16 protein-coding genes are annotated in these 20,980 nt (G+C 33.9%); 4 read left to right on the top strand and 12 right to left on the bottom strand.

The genetic code is table 11. The features are described from left to right. Positions 1 to 203: 203 nt before the first annotated feature. Positions 204 to 2,987, top strand: a complete 2,784-nt coding sequence (gene uvrA / locus BM246_RS05565; protein WP_074936342.1) for an excinuclease ABC subunit UvrA — start codon at positions 204 to 206, stop codon at positions 2,985 to 2,987. 417 nt (positions 2,988 to 3,404) lie between these two features. On the opposite strand, the gene BM246_RS05570 is transcribed toward uvrA, so the two are convergent. Together BM246_RS05570 and BM246_RS05575 are read right to left on the bottom strand one after the other, a co-directional pair. Then, complete coding sequence (locus BM246_RS05570; RefSeq protein WP_074936344.1) at positions 3,405 to 4,391, bottom strand: aldo/keto reductase; 987 nt, start codon at positions 4,389 to 4,391, stop codon at positions 3,405 to 3,407. Positions 4,392 to 4,534: 143 nt separating this feature from the next. Then, complete coding sequence (locus BM246_RS05575; RefSeq protein WP_074936347.1) at positions 4,535 to 6,295, bottom strand: serine hydrolase; 1,761 nt, start codon at positions 6,293 to 6,295, stop codon at positions 4,535 to 4,537. Positions 6,296 to 6,762: 467 nt separating this feature from the next. Here BM246_RS05575 and BM246_RS05580 point away from each other — a divergent pair, with 467 nt between their 5' ends. After that, a complete protein-coding gene (locus BM246_RS05580) occupies positions 6,763 to 8,331 on the top strand; it encodes a hypothetical protein (RefSeq protein ID WP_074936350.1) in 1,569 nt (522 codons plus the stop codon). 30 nt (positions 8,332 to 8,361) lie between these two features. Beyond that, on the top strand, positions 8,362 to 9,489 hold the full coding sequence (locus BM246_RS05585; protein ID WP_074936352.1) for a hypothetical protein: 1,128 nt from the start codon (positions 8,362 to 8,364) through the stop codon (positions 9,487 to 9,489). 29 nt (positions 9,490 to 9,518) lie between these two features. Here BM246_RS05585 and BM246_RS05590 read toward each other — a convergent pair whose 3' ends face one another. The 4 genes from BM246_RS05590 to dnaK form a co-directional block, all read right to left on the bottom strand. After that, positions 9,519 to 10,466: an NAD(P)H-dependent flavin oxidoreductase gene (locus BM246_RS05590; protein ID WP_074936354.1), complete on the bottom strand. Its 948-nt coding sequence runs from the start codon at positions 10,464 to 10,466 to the stop codon at positions 9,519 to 9,521. 79 nt (positions 10,467 to 10,545) lie between these two features. Further along, positions 10,546 to 11,775, bottom strand: coding sequence for a class I SAM-dependent rRNA methyltransferase (locus BM246_RS05595; protein ID WP_074936356.1), 1,230 nt, complete (start codon positions 11,773 to 11,775; stop codon positions 10,546 to 10,548). Positions 11,776 to 11,919: 144 nt separating this feature from the next. After that, on the bottom strand, positions 11,920 to 12,429 hold the full coding sequence (locus BM246_RS05600) for a lipocalin family protein (RefSeq protein ID WP_175489780.1): 510 nt from the start codon (positions 12,427 to 12,429) through the stop codon (positions 11,920 to 11,922). 165 nt (positions 12,430 to 12,594) lie between these two features. Continuing rightward, positions 12,595 to 14,493: a molecular chaperone DnaK gene (gene dnaK / locus BM246_RS05605; RefSeq protein ID WP_042494724.1), complete on the bottom strand. Its 1,899-nt coding sequence runs from the start codon at positions 14,491 to 14,493 to the stop codon at positions 12,595 to 12,597. 420 nt (positions 14,494 to 14,913) lie between these two features. On the opposite strand from dnaK, the gene BM246_RS05615 reads away from it, so the two are divergent. Beyond that, positions 14,914 to 16,335 (top strand): L-serine ammonia-lyase, encoded by a 1,422-nt coding sequence (locus BM246_RS05615; protein WP_074936363.1) that lies wholly within the window; start codon positions 14,914 to 14,916, stop codon positions 16,333 to 16,335. A 162-nt stretch (positions 16,336 to 16,497) separates the two neighbouring features. On the opposite strand, the gene BM246_RS05620 is transcribed toward BM246_RS05615, so the two are convergent. The 6 genes from BM246_RS05620 to folE all read right to left on the bottom strand — a co-directional run bounded on the left by BM246_RS05620 (position 16,498) and on the right by folE (position 20,949). Beyond that, positions 16,498 to 17,313 carry a mechanosensitive ion channel family protein gene (locus tag BM246_RS05620; RefSeq protein WP_074936365.1) on the bottom strand — a complete coding sequence of 272 codons (816 nt, stop codon included), beginning with the start codon at positions 17,311 to 17,313 and terminating at the stop codon, positions 16,498 to 16,500. Positions 17,314 to 17,336: 23 nt separating this feature from the next. Further along, positions 17,337 to 17,507 (bottom strand): hypothetical protein, encoded by a 171-nt coding sequence (locus tag BM246_RS19925; protein ID WP_162857631.1) that lies wholly within the window; start codon positions 17,505 to 17,507, stop codon positions 17,337 to 17,339. Further along, complete coding sequence (locus tag BM246_RS05625; RefSeq protein WP_042494722.1) at positions 17,507 to 18,091, bottom strand: RNA polymerase sigma factor; 585 nt, start codon at positions 18,089 to 18,091, stop codon at positions 17,507 to 17,509. Before BM246_RS05625 ends, BM246_RS19925 begins: the two co-directional genes overlap by 1 nt. 335 nt (positions 18,092 to 18,426) lie before the next feature. Further along, on the bottom strand, positions 18,427 to 19,827 hold the full coding sequence (gene lpdA, locus BM246_RS05630) for a dihydrolipoyl dehydrogenase (RefSeq protein WP_074936367.1): 1,401 nt from the start codon (positions 19,825 to 19,827) through the stop codon (positions 18,427 to 18,429). Between the two features lie 199 nt (positions 19,828 to 20,026). Continuing rightward, positions 20,027 to 20,305 carry a hypothetical protein gene (locus tag BM246_RS05635; protein ID WP_074936369.1) on the bottom strand — a complete coding sequence of 93 codons (279 nt, stop codon included), beginning with the start codon at positions 20,303 to 20,305 and terminating at the stop codon, positions 20,027 to 20,029. Positions 20,306 to 20,361: 56 nt separating this feature from the next. Then, positions 20,362 to 20,949: a GTP cyclohydrolase I FolE gene (gene folE / locus BM246_RS05640; RefSeq protein WP_042494719.1), complete on the bottom strand. Its 588-nt coding sequence runs from the start codon at positions 20,947 to 20,949 to the stop codon at positions 20,362 to 20,364. Positions 20,950 to 20,980: the final 31 nt, after the last annotated feature.

Genomic DNA, 20,980 nt, shown 5'->3' on the forward strand with positions numbered 1-20,980 from the left:
TTTCTCAAAAATTAAAATTTTTAAAGTAATGTTATGCGATAGGCAGGTGTTGATTTATAATTAATTAGCTGATTCAAAGATAACAAGAATCGTTCCTAAAAAACAAAAATTAATTATTTTTTTTTAACATTTCTTTACTAGTCATTCTATTTTTTATGCTCACAGACTTATATTATCTTTGTGAAATTTGCATACAAAAGCCTATGACTACTAATCTTTCCGAAGTTGATCCAAAACAAAACATCATTATAAAAGGTGCCAAATTACACAACCTAAAAAATATCGATGTTGTTATACCAAGAAACAAATTGGTGGTTATTACGGGGCTTTCAGGCTCTGGAAAATCGAGTTTAGCCTTCGATACGCTTTACGCGGAAGGCCAACGTCGCTATGTAGAAAGTTTATCTAGTTATGCGCGCCAGTTTTTAGGGCGTCTAAACAAACCAAAAGTAGACTATATAAAAGGTATTGCGCCAGCCATAGCCATCGAGCAAAAGGTAAACTCTACCAACCCAAGATCTACAGTAGGTACTACAACCGAAATTTACGATTATCTCAAATTATTATTTGCCAGAATAGGTAAAACAATATCACCAGTTTCTGGAGATGAAGTTAAAAAAGATACGGTTACCGATGTTTTAAATTACTTAAAAACATTTCCTGAACGCGAAAAAATGCTACTCCTCGCTCCTATTCATTTAGAAGAAGGACGAACTATAGAAGATAAATTAAAGGCTCTAAATCAACAAGGTTACGCTAGAATAAAAATTAATGAAGACGTTGTTAGAATAGACGACGCTACAAAAATTGGTAAAAAAGACAAAATTTTATTAGTTGTAGATCGTATTATTACTAAGCACGAAGAAGATTTTTACAACCGCTTAGCCGATGCCATACAAACTGCATTTTTTGAAGGTAAAGGCGAATGTACCATCGAAACTTTAAAGGATAATAAACAACGTACTTTTAGCAATAAATTTGAGTTGGATGGCTTAAACTTCTTAGAGCCTAATGTGCATTTATTCAGTTTTAACAATCCTTACGGAGCCTGTCCAACATGCGAAGGTTATGGAGATATTGTTGGTATTGACGAAGATTTAGTTATTCCAAACACCGCTTTATCGGTTTACGAAAGCGCCATTTTCCCTTGGCGTGGTGAGTCTATGAGTTGGTATAAAGACCAATTGGTAAACAACTCGCATAAATTTGATTTTCCAATACATAAACCTTATTTCGAACTTACCGAAAAACAGCAACAACTTATTTGGGATGGTAATAAACATTTCGAAGGTTTAAACGGCTTTTTTGCAGAGTTAGAATCTAAAGCATATAAAATTCAAAACCGCGTGATGTTATCCCGTTACCGCGGAAAAACTAAATGTAAAACCTGTAATGGCAAACGTTTACGCGTAGAAGCTAACTATGTAAAAGTAGGCAGCGCTAGCATTTCCGATTTAGTAGAAAAACCCTTAGATCAATTAGCCGAATTTTTCAATAACCTAGAATTAAACGAGCACGACACCACTATTGCTAAACGTTTATTGAAAGAAATTAATAACCGTTTAGAGTTTTTAGCCAACGTTGGTCTCGATTACTTAACCATAAATAGAAAATCGAACACACTTTCTGGTGGGGAAAGTCAGCGTATAAATTTAGCAACCTCTTTAGGTAGTAGTTTAGTGGGCTCTATGTATATTTTAGATGAGCCTAGCATAGGCTTGCACCCAAAAGATACCGAACGTTTAATAATGGTTTTAAAGTCCCTACGCGATTTAGGTAATACCGTAATTGTTGTAGAGCACGACGAAGATATCATGAAGGCTGCCGATAGCATTATCGATATTGGTCCTGAGGCAGGAACCTTTGGCGGACACGTTGTTGCGCAAGGTGATTACGATGCTATTTTGGCTTCCGACTCGTTAACAGCTCAATACTTAAACGAGACTTTAAAAATTGAAGTTCCTAAAAAACGCCGTCAATCTAAATACTACGTCGATATAAAAGGAGCTCGCGAAAATAACCTTAAAAACATAGATGTTCGCTTTCCATTAGGTATGTTAACTGTAGTTACAGGTGTTTCTGGTAGCGGAAAAAGTACGCTCGTTAAAAAAATATTACACCCAGCTTTACAGAAAAAGCTAACCGATTTTGGTGACAAACCCGGACAATTTTCTAGTTTAGAAGGCAATTTTGCAAACATAAAACAAATTGAATTTGTAGATCAAAACCCTATTGGGCGTTCATCTCGATCCAATCCGGTTACTTATATAAAAGCTTACGATGATATTCGTGCCTTATTTTCGAAGCAGAAATTAAGTGTTATTAGAAACTATCAAGCCAAACACTTTTCGTTTAATGTAGATGGTGGACGTTGCGAAACCTGTAAAGGTGAAGGCGAAGTGACTATAGAAATGCAATTTATGGCCGATGTGCACCTAGAGTGCGAAACCTGTAAAGGCAAACGCTTTAAAAAAGAAGTGCTCGAAGTTACCTTTGCAGATAAAAATATAGACGATATTTTAAACCTAACTATTGACGATGCCGTGGCTTTTTTCGAGGCTAACGATCAGGCTAAAATTAAGAACAAACTCCAACCGCTGCAAGATGTAGGTTTGGGCTATGTAACCCTTGGGCAAAGCTCCTCTACCCTTTCTGGTGGCGAGGCCCAGCGTATTAAACTAGCGTCATTTTTGGGTAAAGGCAACAAAAAAGAAAAGGCACTCTTTATTTTCGATGAACCTACAACGGGACTGCATTTTCACGATATTCAAAAACTATTAAAATCTTTTAATGCTTTAATTGAAAACGGACATTCTATTATTGTTGTCGAACATAATATAGAGCTTATTAAGTGTGCCGATTTTATTATCGATTTAGGACCTAAAGGTGGTGAAACCGGTGGAAACCTTGTTGCTGTAGGAACTCCCGAAGAAATTATAAAAATTAAAACTTCGGAAATTGGAAAGTATTTAGCTGAGAAAATTTAGATTTATTTTTTGGGCGTTACCCGAAAAAGGGTCGGGCTATCACTACTCAATCTTTTTGTTTTTTTAAGGAAAACAAAAAGGATTTCAAACATGCCGTTCTATCCCTAACGCGGTGAAGTGAACCATTTTTTAAGTAGGCAATTTTCAGTCGCGGTATTCAGTACTCATTTAGATAACTGAATACACTGTATCAAAAACAAAACAATACTTTTCCAAAACAAGAAGCACAGCTATACGAACTATCGCTGCAAACTATGCGCAAGGGATTGCAGAGTAAAGCCCACAGCCTGACGAAGGAAGTGCGAGGACTTGCAACGAAAAGCCCGACCCATTTCGGGTTGCGCCAAAATAATTTATATATACAGAATGAATTACTATAGCTGAGTTACAAAAAATGTATATCAGGTATAATTATTACTAATATCCACCACGAATTTCTTGATGAATTTGTGTTTTGTATAAATCGATTAACGCCTCCTGAACCTCTTGTGACAATGCTTCTAAAGTTGAAGCTTCCGCATTAGAAATAACATGTTTTGGCGAGCTCGCGCCCGGAATAATAGTACTCACCGCCTCATGATCGAGCAACCAACGCAAGGCCAATTGCACCATGGATAGGTGGCTTGGTAGAATATCTTTTTTTATAGTTTCTACAAATTCTATACCTTTTTGAAATGGCAGACCTGCAAAGGTTTCGCCCACGTTAAAGGCTTCTCCGTTTTTATTGTAATTACGATGGTCGTTTTCTGGAAAAACCGTGTCTTTTGTAAATTTACCCGATAATAATCCGCTTGCCAAAGGTAAACGTACAATAATACCAACACCTTTAACCTGAGCTTGTGGCAACAAATCCGTAACCAGTTTTTGTCTGAATATATTGAATATTACTTGTAGTGAAAGTAAGCCTTCTTGCTTAAGGCAAATTAAACCTTCTTCCACGGTTTCTACGCTAGCACCAAAATGTTTTATAAGTCCTTCTGCTTTTAATTCGCGTAACCAATCAAAAACATCACCGTCTTTTAAATATTGAATTGGGATGCAATGGAGTTGTAGTAAATCTAAAGCTTCGACACCTAAACGTGCTATAGAAGCTTCTACACTTTGGCGTAAAATGGCTTTGGTATATTTATTTGGGTATGCATTGTCTGCGCGACCAAATTTAGTTGCTACACGTATTGGTGTTTGGGTTGTTTTTAGAAATTCACCAATTAAGGTTTCACTTTTTCCGTTACCATAAACATCTGCGGTATCAAAAAAGGTGATGCCGCTTTTTACGGCTTCATTTAAAATCTCGAAGCCAGCTTCTTGAGATAGTCCTTCTCCCCAATCTGCTCCTAATTGCCAACAGCCTAAACCAACTTCACTAACTTTAAATCCGTGTATTCCTAATTCTCTTTTTTGCATACCGTAAAGTTATGCTTAAAAAGAGAACTGTCGAAAAAATTAAAACGATTTTAACACAACCTTTCTTTGAAACTTTAATTAAAAAAAAACACCTTTCATGACATCATGAAAGGTGTTTTTAATTTTTAATAAAGAGTATATTATTAGTTTATGCGTTTACCTGTAATTTCTCGTCCACCTTGCAATAGCGTTACACTTTCTATGTTTCCAGAACTACCTTTATTAAAAGTTAGCTGTGCGGTAACTACTTTTAAATAAAATACGTTTTCAAATTTAGGAAACACATCAAACACGGGTTGTCCTGTTGCTTGAGTTTTAAGTTGACTGCCTTCTCGAGTAACAGCAAGAATAAACCCAGGCATAAGTTGATAATTACCAATGTAGGTTTCTAAAATAGCTTCTGGCACTTCAACATCTTTTAACAAATCGCTTACATCTTCTCCTAATTTTTTTAAAAAATCTATGCCGTTTTGATTGGCTGGATTTAACGTGACCGATTTTTTATAATTTGTAATAGCTAAGTCTTTTTTACCGGAAGTCATTAAAGCTTCAGCATAGCTATCATAAGCATTCGACGATTTTGGAAATTCATTAACAATTAACTCAAATACTTTAACCGAGGCTTCTATATTGTTAGACCCCATCAGTTGGTATCCCATAGCATTTAAGTCACTTTCTTCTAAATTATAAAGTTCGGAGTCTTTAATTTCATTGTAATGAGTAATTCCCGCATCGATACCTTTTGCTTCTATAACGGTTAGCATAGCATCTGCTACCGATTTTTTAGGCATGCTATACGTTTTGTTATTTATAATACCCAAAATAGCATTTGTTATGTTACTAAGTGGAGCGCCTCCTGTATTATTTAAAAGAACTATTAATGATTTATCTGAAGGTGTTCTAAGTATATTGGTATTAAATCCGTTAATTCCTCCTCCATGCTGAATAGCATAAATACTATCTGTAGAAGTCCCCATTTTACTGTAACCAACACCCCAACCGTAAGCGTAATGACTGTTGCCCCAAGCAGAAATTTGAGGTTTAAAATAGAGTTCCATATATTTTTTGGATAGCAGTTTATTTGTGTACAATGCTTGATCCCATAAATATAAATCTTCGGCTGTTGAATACATCGAACCTGCCGCATAAGGAATAGACATATCTAAATACTTCGAGTTTTTATAACTACCTGCATTTTTCTCGTAACCTGTTGCTCTATTTTTTAAAATATAGCTGTGGTTATCAAAACCTGTAGCATGCATATCTAATGGTTTAAAAATCTTTTCGCTTAATAAAACCTCATAGCTTTTACCTGTTAATTTTTCAGCAATAACACCTAATAAAAAATATCCAGAATTACTATAACTGAAACGTTCTCCCGGTTTAAAGTCTAAATTTTTATCTTGAAATTTTTCAATAAACCCTTCTGGAGTGTATGGGTTTCGACTTTCATCTTCCATAAACCCAGGAAAAGAGGTGTAATTTGGAATGCCCGACGTATGCGTTAATAAATGATGTATCGTGATTATGTTTCCCGTTTCTTTTGGATAATCTGGAAGATAAGAGGTTATTGGGGCTTGTAAATCTAGCTTTCCATCTTGAGCCAATTGTAAAATAAGCATTGCTGTAAACTGCTTAGTTATGGAACCTAGACGGTGTTTTGTATTGGGTGCATTTGGCATATCCCATTCCATATTTGCCATTCCGTAACCCTTTTTAAAAATAACCTCTCCTTTATTTGCTACTAAAACAGAACCATTAAACTTACCGTACTCAACATATTTACTTATAAGTTGGTCTATTTTATCTGCCTTGGTTTGTGCAAACGTAACATGACAAACTAACAATACCGCTAATGCCAGGAAAACCTTTTTTAGGCTTAAAAATTTTGATTGTGATTTCATAAGATGTTTTTTGATTGATTGATTGATTGATTGATTGATTGAACTTATTATGATTATTAATGTATGACGATTAATAACACCTATAAGTTACAGTAAATTTCAAAATAAACTCTTTAAATTAAAAAATGATTGAAGTTTACAAATACAAAAAGTATATAATCGCTTTGATAAGCTAGGTTAAATTAGTAGCTATTTTGTGTTAGCGAAAAGCATAAGCAGAACTTAATAAAAACAATAAACATAGCTTTATAAACCACAGTTGCAAACTATGCGCAAGGGATAGTAGTGAAAAGCCCACAGTAGTAACAATGGTAATTGTTGCTACGCGGACTTGTAGCGGATAGCCCGACCCTTTTCGGGTTGCGCCAAAATTAAAAAGAAGCATACTATTCGACCTACTACTAATTATAACCGTTTTGTTTTCATTTGTTTATCGTAACTTGCGATCCGAAAAATTAAATTGCAGTATGTTTACTCCTCGAAACAAAAAAGCGAGAATTCTCTTTTTTAAAACTTTTTCCTTTTTATTAATATTCATTCTAACAGGTTGCTATTCCTATAAATGGGCCAACTATAATGGCACACTTTTAAGCGAAGCTCCAAATGCAATAAAAACTTATTTTGATGCTTCTCCAAACGGTATTATGACTATAAATGCCATTAGCCCAAGTGAGGATTATGCTTTTGATGCTTGGGAAAAAGATCGTGTTTATGCAAAAGATAGTTTGGCTATGCATTTTAATACTGTAGAGCTAAAATTACATAACACCATGCCGGAAGGTACTGTTATTGTTGACTTTACTTTTATGGACGGCAAAGGAAATAAAGTAATTGTTTCTGATTTTGATTTACTTAGAATTGTTCCTAAATTTAATTCTAACGGCCAACATTTGTATCCTGAATTACTTTTAGAGGAGTTTAATAGATACGGGGTTAGCTTAAGAAAAGAGTTTAATGAATTTAGTATTATTACTCCAGAAACAACTTCAATTGAAGATAAAAATGCACTAAATAGAGTGTACAGAACAGGTATTACAAATGGTTGCCTTTCTGGAGGTAAATGGGAATTTAACTTGAATACGGAGGATTTTTCAGATTTCGATAGTCGCCTTCATAATAACATCAATTTTAACCAATCGAAAATTTTAGCGCACTCTTGGTTTTTACTCGATAAGTCTTTTTACAAACATTTAATCGCCCTTAAAAACCCTAACATTGATTTAAAAGATGTTGATTTAACGGGTTTTAATTATGATACACTATCTGAACAATCGCAAAATATTGTTATTGATTTTGATGCTTTAAGAAATCCGATAAAAAAAGTATGGAAAACAGAAATGCTCGAGATAGGCTATAAGTCTGAAAGACCAATTGAACTATTGGATATGGAAGAACATTATAAAATTGAATACGGCTTATTCCTTAATAATAACTTAGCGAGTATTTCTAAGGAAACGTATAAAAGTATTTTAGATCCGGAAAAGCAACCTATAAAATTAGCCCAATTTAGAGATGAAGGTTTCTACTCTAATAAAACGCCGTTAACCTTTGATATGAATTGGTTAAAACACCTAGACAACATATCTATAAGTGCTATTGATATAAAGGATACCGAATGCTTAAGTGAGATACAAATTACAGGAAAATGGGCTCCATTTACGCTTACCATAACAAATGTAGATTTAGCAATGATACAGGAACAAAAACTTTATGGCCTTCATTATGGATTTAATGTTTATCCAAAAGGTCGCCGCTATAACCCTGCGCAACCTACAATAAATTTTGATAGTGATTTAATGCCAAAGGCTTATGAGCAGTCTTTACTTTTAACGGATAAGCATACCGGTAAATGGGTTGATAATTTTAAAAAAGGACTGAGTAAAGTGTACCTAACCTACCCTACTTTAGAAAAAGATGTGCTCGATATTTATTTAATATCCTACGAGCGTATTCTGCCTTTATGGATGGGTCGCGTAAAATTACCTAATGAATTAAGAGAAAAAGTACGTATTAGAAACCAACTTTACAATTACTAATAGTATACACCTAGTCCAAATTTTACTATAATGAAAAAATATATTTATACGCTTACTCTTATTTTTTGTTTCTTACTTTCATCTACATATGCACAAAGCTCTTTAAAACGCTCTAAGCAAGACCACCGATTTCATTATTTACAAGCTAATATCCATTTTGGATATTTGGATGGAGATACTTCAAATTTTGACTTATCAACGTCTGGACCAAAGAATAGATTGGTTTATCAATATTTTACAAAAAACCAACGCTTACAACAAAAAGGCTATATAAGAAACGTCGCTTTAACCAGTTTTAAATCTCAAATATCTTTAGATTTCTTAGGAAGTTTAAATGATAAAACCTCACTTAATTATCAATTAAAATTACAAAATGTAGGGTTATCTTTTGGAACAAAATGGGATAGAACAAGCTTTTTTGTAGGCTATTCTAATATAAAATTTGGACATAACCCCAAAATAGATCCCGTAACATCTTTTATAGCAAATAGCCTGAGTCTCGATTTAGGATTCACTCAAGATTTAGGAGCTACTTTTAAAACAGCAATTTCTGAAAAACTTGATTTTGAAGCTGGCTTTTATTCTGGAGGATTATTAAGAGATCCATTGGTTAGCTATGCACCAAACCTTACGGATGCTCAAAAAATAAATAGAAGTGCTGTAGAATTTATAAATCCAAATTTTAACGGCTCTTGGTTAGGTACTGCACGTATAGGTTCACCTTTATTCAAATCTTTTGAATATGGTTTAATTGCCATGACTGGAAAAACTGGAGATGGTATTAACGAACGTTACTTAACAAGAATTGGTGCAGACGTTGTGAAAAAATTAGGTGAAAAACTTAAGTTTGAATCACAACTGCATGGTGGACCTAATTTTTACCAAAACCGGGATAACAGTATAGATTTAGCACTACAAAACAATATAGAGCTTTATATTAAAGGTGTTTTTGTTATTAATACATCTAACGCTATATTATTAAACCTACCTAATAATAGTAGCGACAGAGAAACTAAAGGAAACCTTGTAAACAGTTTATCTTATGTAGTTTCTCCACATACTCGATTAAGGTTAAATCATTTTTACAATTATGGAAAACTGATTAACAAAAACTGGGGATTAACTTTTCAATTAGTAACTGGTATCGGGAAACGCTAAAATCTTGTATTAATACTTTAATATCATTTTTAATTGGTTAGTTTTTCTACGATGGCCTTTATGGGTAATATAGCATTGGTATGCGATATACTTGGCCCCGCAACCCAAACGGTTTTATAAGTCGCTTTAGTGGCTGCTTTTTCGGTTGCTTTCATTCCGATAGAAAAACGAATCATTTTCACCCATTTTTTCAAGGTTTTACTTTTATTTAAAACAGATTCTATCCAAGTTGATTTTGTTCCAATTTTTTGAACATAAGGTGTGTTTATTACGGTACATGGTGTTCCAGAAATACGCTCTGTCATTACAATATCTTCCGCTCCATAATCTACACAGGCTTGTTTGTACTCTTCTGTTACACCTGCTTCTACTGAGGCTATAAATGGGCTTCCAACCGAAACTCCATCGGCACCATAACTTATCATTTTATCAATATCAGCTTTACAGCCTACACCGCCAGCAGATATTACCGGGATATTTAAATTGGATTTTAATTCTTTTATCAGTGCTTCGGGAGATAATTTACCTCTATGTCCGCCAGCTTCATTATTTACAGCTATAGCAGCATCTGCTTTTAAACCCTCTACTTTTTTAGCAAAATGTAAATCTGTTACATCACAAAATACTTTAATACCAGCTTTGTGAGCTTGGTTTATAGTTTCTTCTGGACTTCCTAAAGATGTTATTATGAAATCGCAACCTTCCTCGCAAAGTACGCGCAGTTGTTCTTTATACTTTATGTTCGATTTATTCACTATTAAATTAAAACCAAAAGATCCACCTTCCACTTTAGCTGCTTTTAATTCCTGAATGGCTGCTTTTAGCTCTTCTAGCGTTCGGTAATTTAGAGCAGGAATACATCCAGCAATACCACTTTTCATGGCTTCGATAACCATAGCGGTATTAGATACCAGAAACATTGGTGCCTGAATTATTGGGTGTTTTATATTAAGTAGTGTGGTGAGCTTAGTTTCCATTTGGCTGTATTGATTTATACAAATATAGTAAAATATTATGCACGCATAACATTTATTCTATTTCCTCAATTACCAACACCTAATCTATAAATCGATAATAAACCGTTTTTAAATAAGCTCCCTCTGGAAATCCTACAGGATGATCTGTATCATGCTGAGTTTTTGAAAGGATTTTATAATTACGTTTTATAGAGGCTAACACGTCACTATTAATATCATAAAATTCTTGAGCAAGAACACGAGAAGAACAAGACGCTAAAACAAGCATACCATTTTTGGCTGTAAGTTTTTCACCTAATTCCGCTAATTGCGCATATTTCTTTTTGGCTAGTTCTATTTCCGAAGCCTGTTTTGCAAAACTTGGCGGATCTATAACAACCACATCAAAAGTAACCTTATCTTTTATTAATTTTTTCAATTCTAAAAAAGCATCGCCAGCTATAGTGTGGTGTTTCCCTTTAAATTTGTTTAGCTTACCATTTTCGAGGGCTATTTCTAAAGCTTGTTTACTTATGTCTAAACTAGTAACTTCTTTGGCGCCGTTAGAAAGTGCATGTACTGAAAACCCACCGGCATAAGAAAAAACATCTAGTACCGTTTTACCTCTACTCAACTCGCCTACTTGTTTTCTATTGGCACGATGGTCTAAGAAATAACCTGTTTTGTGTCCTTTAATAACGTTAGCAGAAAAGTTTACGTCGTGCTCAACAAACTTAACAACTTCATCTTTTAAAGTTCCAAAAACCACATCACCATTTTCTAGTTTATGTTTTTTAGAATTTTCTAAACTTCGACTTAGCCTAATAACAACTGTTTTACAATCTGAGATTTCTTGCAAATCCGGAATAATAGTTTCTATATAAGGTAACCAAATTTCAGAATATATTTTCACGACCAAAACAGATGCATAAACATCGGCAATTAAGCCAGGGAAACCATCATTTTCGCCAAACAACAAACGGTAACTGTTTGTATTTGTTTTTAATAACGATTGACGTTTACTAAAAGCTTTACTAATCTTATGCTTAAAAAAAGCGGCATTAATTTCTGCTTTTTCTGTACTACTGTGTAGCATTTTAATTCGAATTGGCGAATTAGCATCATACAAACCTAAACCCACAACTCGGTTTTTGTTTTTACCAAAAATAATAGCTAAATCTCCCGATTTCGCATTATCATTTACTTTGGTAATATTATCTGAGAACACCCATGGATGCCCCTGAACCACAAACTGTTCGCCTTTAGCGTTTAGTTTTACAGCTAATCTTTTTGGATTATAATTAGATTTTATTTTTGAAGAAAATAGCATGCTTAAAATTTACTGTAAAAGTACTCGTTTTCTTTTGGATAAAAAGTAAAATATGCAAGTGAAAATAAAATACTTCTTATTAATTGAAAATAAAAAAAGCGCAACCAAATTAATGATCGCGCTTAAAATAAAAGTATTATAGTTCTATCTTGTTAGAATAATTTCTATTTTAATTTCTGTGATACCGCTTGCACTTGCATTTGGTATAGCTTCTAGGCTATTTGCTGTAAGAACTAGCTTATTTTCTGTTAACTCTGTAATTTGGTAAGCAACAGTTTCCGTACCATCTGTTAGCAATAATTGGTTACCATCTCTAGTCCAAGTACTATTATTTTCAAATGAAAGATCTTCAAAATTTTGTGTTTGACTCTGCCCTAGCGTAGTTGAAACTAATTCTAAACTATAATTACCTTCTCCAACAACGTTATTAGGCATTTCTGTAAAGGTCATGGTAAAATCGATATCATAACCTTGCGCTACATAAGTAGACTCTATAGATTCTCCTAAAACTTCTGTAATTATAGTTCCGTTGTAGCTAATGGCTTGGCCATTCCACGCTCCTGTTAATTCTGCAGAAGTAGACGCTGTATCATCATTTGAGCATGACAATAAAACCATTGTAAACGCAATAAATAAAACACTTAATTTTTTCATAGTCTGTTTTTGTATATTAAATAATTCGGCAATATTAAGAAACAAAAAAAACGCAACCAAACTAATGGTTACGTTTTTAATTTTTACGAAATGTTTTATAAAAATTCTAAATAAATTCAGAATACAATATTCACTCATTTCGATTTAGCAAAATATAATTTCTGCTTATTTTACTTCTTCGAAATCTACATCTTCAACATCACTTCCTTCAGCTTGAGCGTCTGCTCCAGCATCTGGTCCTGGTTGTGCTCCACCTGCATCGGCTTGTGCTTTGTACATTTCTTCACTTGCTACTTTCCAAGCTTCGTTTATTTTATCTAAAGCTGGTGTAATAACAGCAACATCTTTAGTTTCGTAAGCTTTTTTCAATTCTTCTAAACCATCAACGATTGGTTGTTTTTTATCTTCCGATAATTTATCACCAAACTCTTCTAATTGTTTTTCTGTTTGAAAAATCATAGAATCAGCTTCGTTTAATTTCTGAGCATTTTCAGCTGCAGCTTTATCAGCTTCAGCATTTGCTTCAGCATCAGCTTTCATCTTTTGGATTTCTTCTTCAGTTAAACCAGAAGATGCTTCAATACGAATATCTTGTGTTTTATTTGTTCCTTTATCCGTAGCTGATACTTTAATGATACCATTAGCATCGATATCGAAAGTAACCTCAATTTGCGGTGTACCACGACGTGCTGGTGGAATATCATCTAAGTGAAAACGTCCAATAGTATTATTATCGGCAGCCATAGCTCTTTCACCTTGTAATACATGTATTTCTACAGATGGCTGGTTATCTGCCGCTGTTGAAAATACTTGCGATTTTTTAGTTGGTATTGTAGTATTTGCTTCAATTAATTTAGTAAATACATTACCCATAGTTTCAATACCTAAAGATAAAGGTGTTACATCTAAAAGTAATACATCTTTAACATCTCCAGATAATACACCACCTTGGATACCAGCTCCTAAAGAAACAACTTCATCAGGGTTTACACCTTTACTTGGTGCTTTTCCGAAGAATTTCTCAACTGCCGCTTGTACTGCAGGAATACGTGTAGAACCACCTACTAAAATAACCTCGTCAATATCAGATTTAGATAAACCTGCTGCTTTTAAAGCTGTTTGACATGGCTCAATAGTACGTTTTACTAAGTCGTCAATTAATTGCTCAAATTTAGAACGTGTTAACGTACGTACCAAGTGTTTTGGTCCACTCGCTGTAGCTGTAATATAAGGTAAGTTAACTTCTGTTTGTGCAGAAGATGATAACTCAATCTTAGCTTTTTCAGCAGCTTCTTTTAAACGTTGTAAAGACATTGGATCTTTTCTTAAATCCATGTTTTCTTCAGCCTGAAATTCATCTGCTAACCAACCAATGATTTTCTCATCAACATCATCACCACCTAAGTGCGTATCACCATCTGTAGAAAGTACTTCAAATACACCATCACCTAATTCAAGGATAGATACATCATGCGTTCCTCCACCAAAGTCAAATACTACTATTTTTTGGTCAGTTCCTTTTTTGTCCATACCGTAAGCTAAAGCAGCTGCGGTTGGTTCGTTAATAATACGTCTAACTTTTAAACCAGCGATTTCACCAGCTTCTTTAGTTGCTTGACGTTGACTATCGTTAAAGTAAGCAGGTACAGTAATTACCGCTTCAGTAACATCAGTTCCTAAATAATCTTCTGCCGTTTTCTTCATTTTTTGAAGAATCATAGCCGATAATTCTTGTGGTGTATATAAACGACCATCAATATCAACTCTAGGCGTATCGTTATCTCCTTTTACTACTTTGTAAGGAACACGTTCCGCTTCGTTTTTAGACTCAGAATATTTGTTACCCATAAAACGTTTAATAGAATAAACCGTTTTTGTTGGGTTAGTTACAGCCTGACGTTTTGCAGGATCACCAACTTTAATTTCACCGCCTTCTACAAAAGCGATTACCGATGGCGTTGTTCTTTTTCCTTCTGCATTAGGAATAACTACTGGCTCGTTACCTTCCATCACAGAAACGCAAGAGTTGGTTGTTCCTAAATCGATTCCAATAATTTTACTCATAATATATTTTTTTATTGTGTTGAAAATTCATTTTTAATTTCGAGTTGTATAAGTCAATCATTATGCCAACCAAAAATAACTGACACAGTGTCATATTTTTAATTTTCAGGTGCCGTATCACTTTACAGACCTAGTTATATGCAGCAAAACGCCGGTCACCTGTCATTCACCTACTGTCAATTTAAATATTTGGGCGCATCCCAAAAGGATCGGGCTCTCACTACTCGCTCCTCCTTAGGTCGGGAGCTCAAACAAACCGTTCCATCCCTTGCGCATATATCTGCCAACTTTAGTAAGCCAATCCAATAAATTTCAATTTGCAATGGTTTTACATTTTGTTTATAAAAAATTGACACATTATTTAAACCTTCTCTTAAAACATTATATATATTTGTCTCCAAATACAACGTTTTCGTAACTATGGAATGTATCTCTGTTTTCGACATGCTAAAAATAGGCATTGGCCCATCAAGTTCTCATACCTTAGGGCCTTGGCGTGCCGCCGAGCGCTGGATTAGCGAATTAAAAGCGAACAGCACTTTTAGTAAGGTTGAAACTATTCAGGTCGATTTATATGGATCATTATCCCTAACTGGAAAAGGCCATGCTACAGACTATGCTGTAATGCTTGGTTTAACCGGTGCCGACCCAGAAACATTGCCTATAGAAACTATAGAAACCACTATTGCAGATATAAAAGCAACTCAAAAAATACATTTTAACAACGAGAAAATATTAGATTTTACACCAGAAACAAATATTGTTTTCAATAAAAAGTTTTTACCATTTCATTCCAATGGCATCACATTTAGTGCTATAATCAATGGCAAAAGAGCGAAATCGACCTTCTACTCTATTGGTGGCGGATTTGTTGTAAAAGAAGAACGTAAAAATGCTAAAAAGAATTTTGAAATAAAATGTTCTTTTCCCTATCCTATTGATAAAGGAACAGAATTATTAAAATTCTGCAAAGATTTAAATAAACCCATTTCTGAAGTTGTTTTAGAAAACGAAAAATCTATTCGTACAGAAGAAGAAATAGATTATGAGTTAAAACGCATTTGGGATACCATGCTAGAATGTATGTATACCGGCTGCCATACCGAAGGGCATTTGCCTGGAGGTTTAAACGTGCGCCGTAGAGCATTTGACATGCATAAACGCTTACAAGGATCATCTCCATACTCAAATCCTGTAGAATGGATTTACTCCATTAGAAATACCGAAGTTAAATTTAGACAAATATTAAAATGGGTAAGCTGTTTTGCATTAGCTGTAAACGAAGTTAATGCGGCATTAGGTCGTGTAGTTACAGCTCCTACAAATGGTAGTGCTGGTGTAATTCCGTCTGTATTAATGTATTATTTAGTAATAGAAAATCACGATGGTAACTTTGAGGATATTAAAAAATTCTTATTAGTTGCTGGAGAAATTGGCAGTGTCTTTAAAAAAGGAGCCACAATATCGGCTGCCATGGGCGGTTGTCAGGCTGAAATTGGAGTATCATCTGCAATGGCTGCTGGAGCATTAACAGAATTACTTGGTGGCTCACCAGAACAAGTTTTAGTAGCTGCCGAAATTGCTATGGAACATCATTTAGGTTTAACCTGTGATCCTATTGGAGGTTTAGTACAAATACCCTGTATAGAACGTAATGCCATGGGAGCCATAAAAGCTATAAATGCTGCAGAACTAGCTCTAGATACCGACCCAAACAACGTAAAAGTACCTCTAGACAAAGTGGTTAACACCATGTGGGAAACAGCAAAAGACATGAACTCTAAATACAAAGAAACCAGCGAAGGAGGCTTAGCTGTTGGAGTTAATATGTCTGATTGTTAATTCTATTTTAATTACTTCTTTTTCTTCTAAAAGACATCTTTTTAATTTCACTTAAGTTTTAATCAAAAAAAAAGTCTCTTCCCAAATTAATGAGAAGAGACCAGTAGAAAGTGGTTCGTAATACAAAATAGTAACCAACCAAATTTTAACCCTAACTTAAAGTTAATCTTGCACTCTTACTTGACTTTCCACTATATCTTTAATAGGAATTACTATTTTTCCTGTTGTTGTTTTTAAGGTTACCGATATACCATCGATAGACTCTATTTCTCCTTTTATATCGTTGAACTCAATAATTTGTCCAACTTCGTATATTTTTCTTGTGTAGAACGTTCTAAACAAATCGCCTACTACTTTTTGCGCTCCTAATCCAACAGCCAAAGCAAATGCTAATAAAAAGGCTGCCAAAATCATGGTAATGTTACTTGTAATTATTTCAGTATCTACACCAGCTTGGTTTAAAGCTGTAATAGAAATAAATATAAGCAGTAACATAAATATTGACTGACTTATCATTTTACCGCCAGACAATTCCATAGACTCAAAGAACGATTGCAAAGATTTTTTAACAAAATTCGCAAACAATAAACCAATAACAAATATGGCTAGAGCCGTAATTAATCTTGGTAAATAACCAATAACACTTTTAATACCATCAGAGATCATTGTTAAATTCAATAGATCTGTAACAATCATTATTAAAATAATGTAAAGCATCCATTTAACAAATTTCGCTACAATATCAATAACATTAAATTGTATCTTCTTATCACCAAATAAGTCAATTTCATTTAATTTATCATCCAGCTTATCAGCCTTCACAAATTTTAATGACTTCCTTATAATATTAACTACTAGTTTAATAATTAATATTCCAATGATTATACCAATTATCGCTCCTGCGATAGTAGGTAATACACTTACTATACTTTCCCAAATTGTACTTAATGATGCTTTTAAGCTGTCGACAAGGTTCATTTTATTTAGAGTATTTTGGTTACTTATTTTCTACTTCTCATGGTAAGCTCTATCACGCTGGATAAATTGTACGAAAACAATTCGGCTATTTCCATTATTAACTTGGCCATGGCAATATCGCTCATAACCTTAGCCTTCAGTTCTTGTGGAACTTCCTTTAATGGCTTATTTATGTCTAAAAACGGGTTTTCCATTATCCAAGGTTATTATTATAAACGGTCACTAATTTATCCTTAGCTCGTTTAATTCGCATTTTTACTGCACTTTCTCCTATTCCAAGAACATCTTCAATTTCTTTTATAGTTAAGGAGTCTTGATATTTTAAAAGCAAAATCATTTTTTCCTCCGGAGAAATCAACTCTAATGCTATTTTTAATTTATCAACTTTCATACTTAGAAAGCTACTATCATCTTCCTCTTCTTCATAGAGGCTTTCTACATTTTCTGCATCAGCATAATCTACTGATTGTTTTTCTATTTTTTTTGCTGTATTTCGGGTTACATAATTTACACAATGATTATAAGTGAAGGCATATAACCAAGTTGAAAATTTAGAATTTCCTTTAAAACTTGCTAATTTAACAAATAACTTTAAAAATACATCTTGTGTTAAATCTTTTGCTTCATCTTCATCTTTAGCAAACCCCATACACTTGTTATATACTAAGGTGGCATACCTATCGTATAGAACTTCAAAAAGCAGCGTATCGTTGCTTTGAACGATGCCTTTGATCAAATCCTCGTCGGATTTTTTATTAATTTTTGGTAGGGTTTTCAAATTTAGCTTACGCTAGTTTAATGGTTACAATTGTTAAGACACTCATACATTTAAAAGGTCACAATCTTTTTCATATTTCTTTTTAAAAACACGAAACAAGACTGTAATCACCTAAAATGAAGACGATTATAGTTTAAAATAAAAATAAATGTTTTTTGGAATTCATCTTTGAAGGAATAAGCTCTAACTGTTTAATGTAAATTTAACACAATTTTAAGAAAATAACACTTTCTATCTCTTCTTTTTTATAAGAAATAAAAAAAAAGGCTGCTAATCGAAATTAGACAGCCTTCAAAATGTTAGCAATAATTCAATATTAAATTAAATACTGAAATTTATATATGTAATGCTCTATCTTCAGTTGCAGCTAAGGCGGCTTCTTTGATAGCTTCTGTAAATGTTGGGTGCGCGTGAGACATGCGAGATACATCTTCCGCGGAAGCGCGATACTCCATAGCAACAACAGCTTCAGCAATCATATCGGCAGCACGAGCGCCAACCATATGCACTCCTAAAATTTCATCTGTAGTTTTATCGGCTAAAACTTTTACAAAACCATCTAGATCCATACTCGCTCTACTTCTACCTAAAGCACGCATTGGAAATTGACCTGTTTTATATGCCACGCCAGCTTCTTTTAATTGCTCTTCTGTTTTACCAACAGTAGCAACCTCTGGCCATGTGTAAACAACACCTGGAATTAAGTTATAATCTATATGTGGTTTTTGCCCTGCAATAGTTTCTGCTACAAAAACACCTTCTTCTTCAGCTTTGTGAGCTAACATCGCACCTTTAATAACATCTCCAATAGCATAAATATTAGATGCACTAGTTTGTAAATGCTCATTTACATCTACTAAACCACGATCTGTTAATTTTACACCAGCAGCTTCGGCATTTAAACCATCTGTATAAGCATGACGTCCAACAGATACTAAACAATAATCACCTCTAAACTCTACTTCTTCTCCTTTTTTATTATCTGCTTTAACGATAACTTCATCGCCAACACGTTCCACAGATTTTACTTTGTGAGATGCGTTAATTTTGAATTTTTGTTTCTTTAAAACTTTATTTAATTCTTTAGATAAACCAGCATCCATTGTCGGAATAATACGGTCCATATATTCTACCACAGTTACTTCTGCACCAAGACGTTTGTAAACTTGTCCTAATTCTAAACCAATAACTCCTCCACCAATAACGATTAGGTGTTTCGGAATTTCTTTTAATTTTAAAGCTTCTGTAGATGTAATTACACGTTCTTTATCTAAAGTGATAAATGGTAATGTAGATGGTTTACTTCCGGTAGCAATAATGGTATTTTTTGCTTCAATCTCGATAGTTTCTTCACCAGCAATTGTGATATGCGTAGCATCTTTAAAACTTCCTAAACCTTGATAAACATCAATGTTATTCTTCTTCATTAAAAAATCAATTCCGCCTGTTGTTTGATCTACAACAGCTTGTTTGCGGCTTATCATTTTTTCTAAATTCACTTTAATTTCACCAGGAATTTCAATACCGTGCTCTTCAAAATGTTTTACAGCATCATCATAATGGTGCGAAGAATCTAAAAGCGCCTTACTCGGGATACAACCTACATTTAAACATGTACCTCCAAGGGTACTATATTTTTCAATAATTGCAGTTTTCATTCCTAATTGTGCACAGCGAATTGCTGCTACATAGCCTCCTGGACCTGAGCCAATAACGGCTACATCGTATGAATTCATAATATCTTTTTGAAATTTATCATTGTAATTTGAAAATCAAAAATACGAATGTTTTATGGGAAGTCAATAAAAAAAATAACATATCAAATAGAATTATAATTCTTCTATTTCTTTAGCCTAATTATTTAAAATTCACTTATAAAAAGGGTTAAATGCTATATTATTCACAGAATTGGTTAACCAATTTAGAAATATCTCTCTAAACCTCAATAATTGTTTCTTTTGCTTTGTAGACATAGGTGTAAAGCCACATAAGCGTGAATGTTGGTATAACATCTAGACCTGGCGCTGCTTCTTCTAAGAAAGAAATAACGGCTGCAATTTTACCTGGTTTACCTTTGTAAAGCTTCGCCATTAACCAAGCTGAAACAGGAGCCCATACCACATCGGTAAATTCTCCAAAACCTGGGATTACGAAAGAGACATAGCCTAAAGCATCAAAGGCAATACTAATTGCTAATTTTTTGTATTTGTTCATGTAATAGTAATTTATACTTTTGGATAAACAAGAAACATACCAAAATTATTTTTTGCCTACTTCCCTATTAATTTTAAGAATTCGTTTCTAGTTTCAATTTTCTCAAATTGACCTCTAAATCCAGATGTTGTAGTTATAGAGTTTTGTTTTTGCACACCACGCATCATCATACACATATGTGACGCTTCTATTACTACAGCTACACCTTGAGGCTTTAAAGTATCGTTTATACAGTCTAAAATTTGTTCTGTTAAACGCTCTTGCACTTGTAATCGTCTGGCAAAAACATCTACAATTCTCGGTAATTTACTTAAGCCAACAATGTGTCCGTTTGGAATATAAGCAATATGTGCTTTTCCAAAAAAAGGTAAAATATGATGCTCGCAAAGTGAATACAACTCGATATCTTTTACAATAACCATTTCATTATAAGACTCCTTAAACATAGCGCCTTTTAATATTTCTACAGGATCTTGATCGTAACCTTGTGTTAAAAACTGCATAGCTTTTGCTGCCCGTTCTGGAGTTTTTACTAAGCCTTCCCGCTCGGTATCTTCACCTAAATCTTCAATGATGTTTCGATATCTATTTTTAACATCATCGGTAACCTGCATGTTGTATTCTTCTAGCTTTCTGTAAGGCATCTTGTACTATAATTTAATTTCGAAAATAAAT

It is taken from the genome of Algibacter lectus (genome assembly GCF_900112395.1).
In the GTDB taxonomy this organism is placed as follows: Bacteria; Bacteroidota; Bacteroidia; order Flavobacteriales; family Flavobacteriaceae; genus Algibacter; species Algibacter lectus.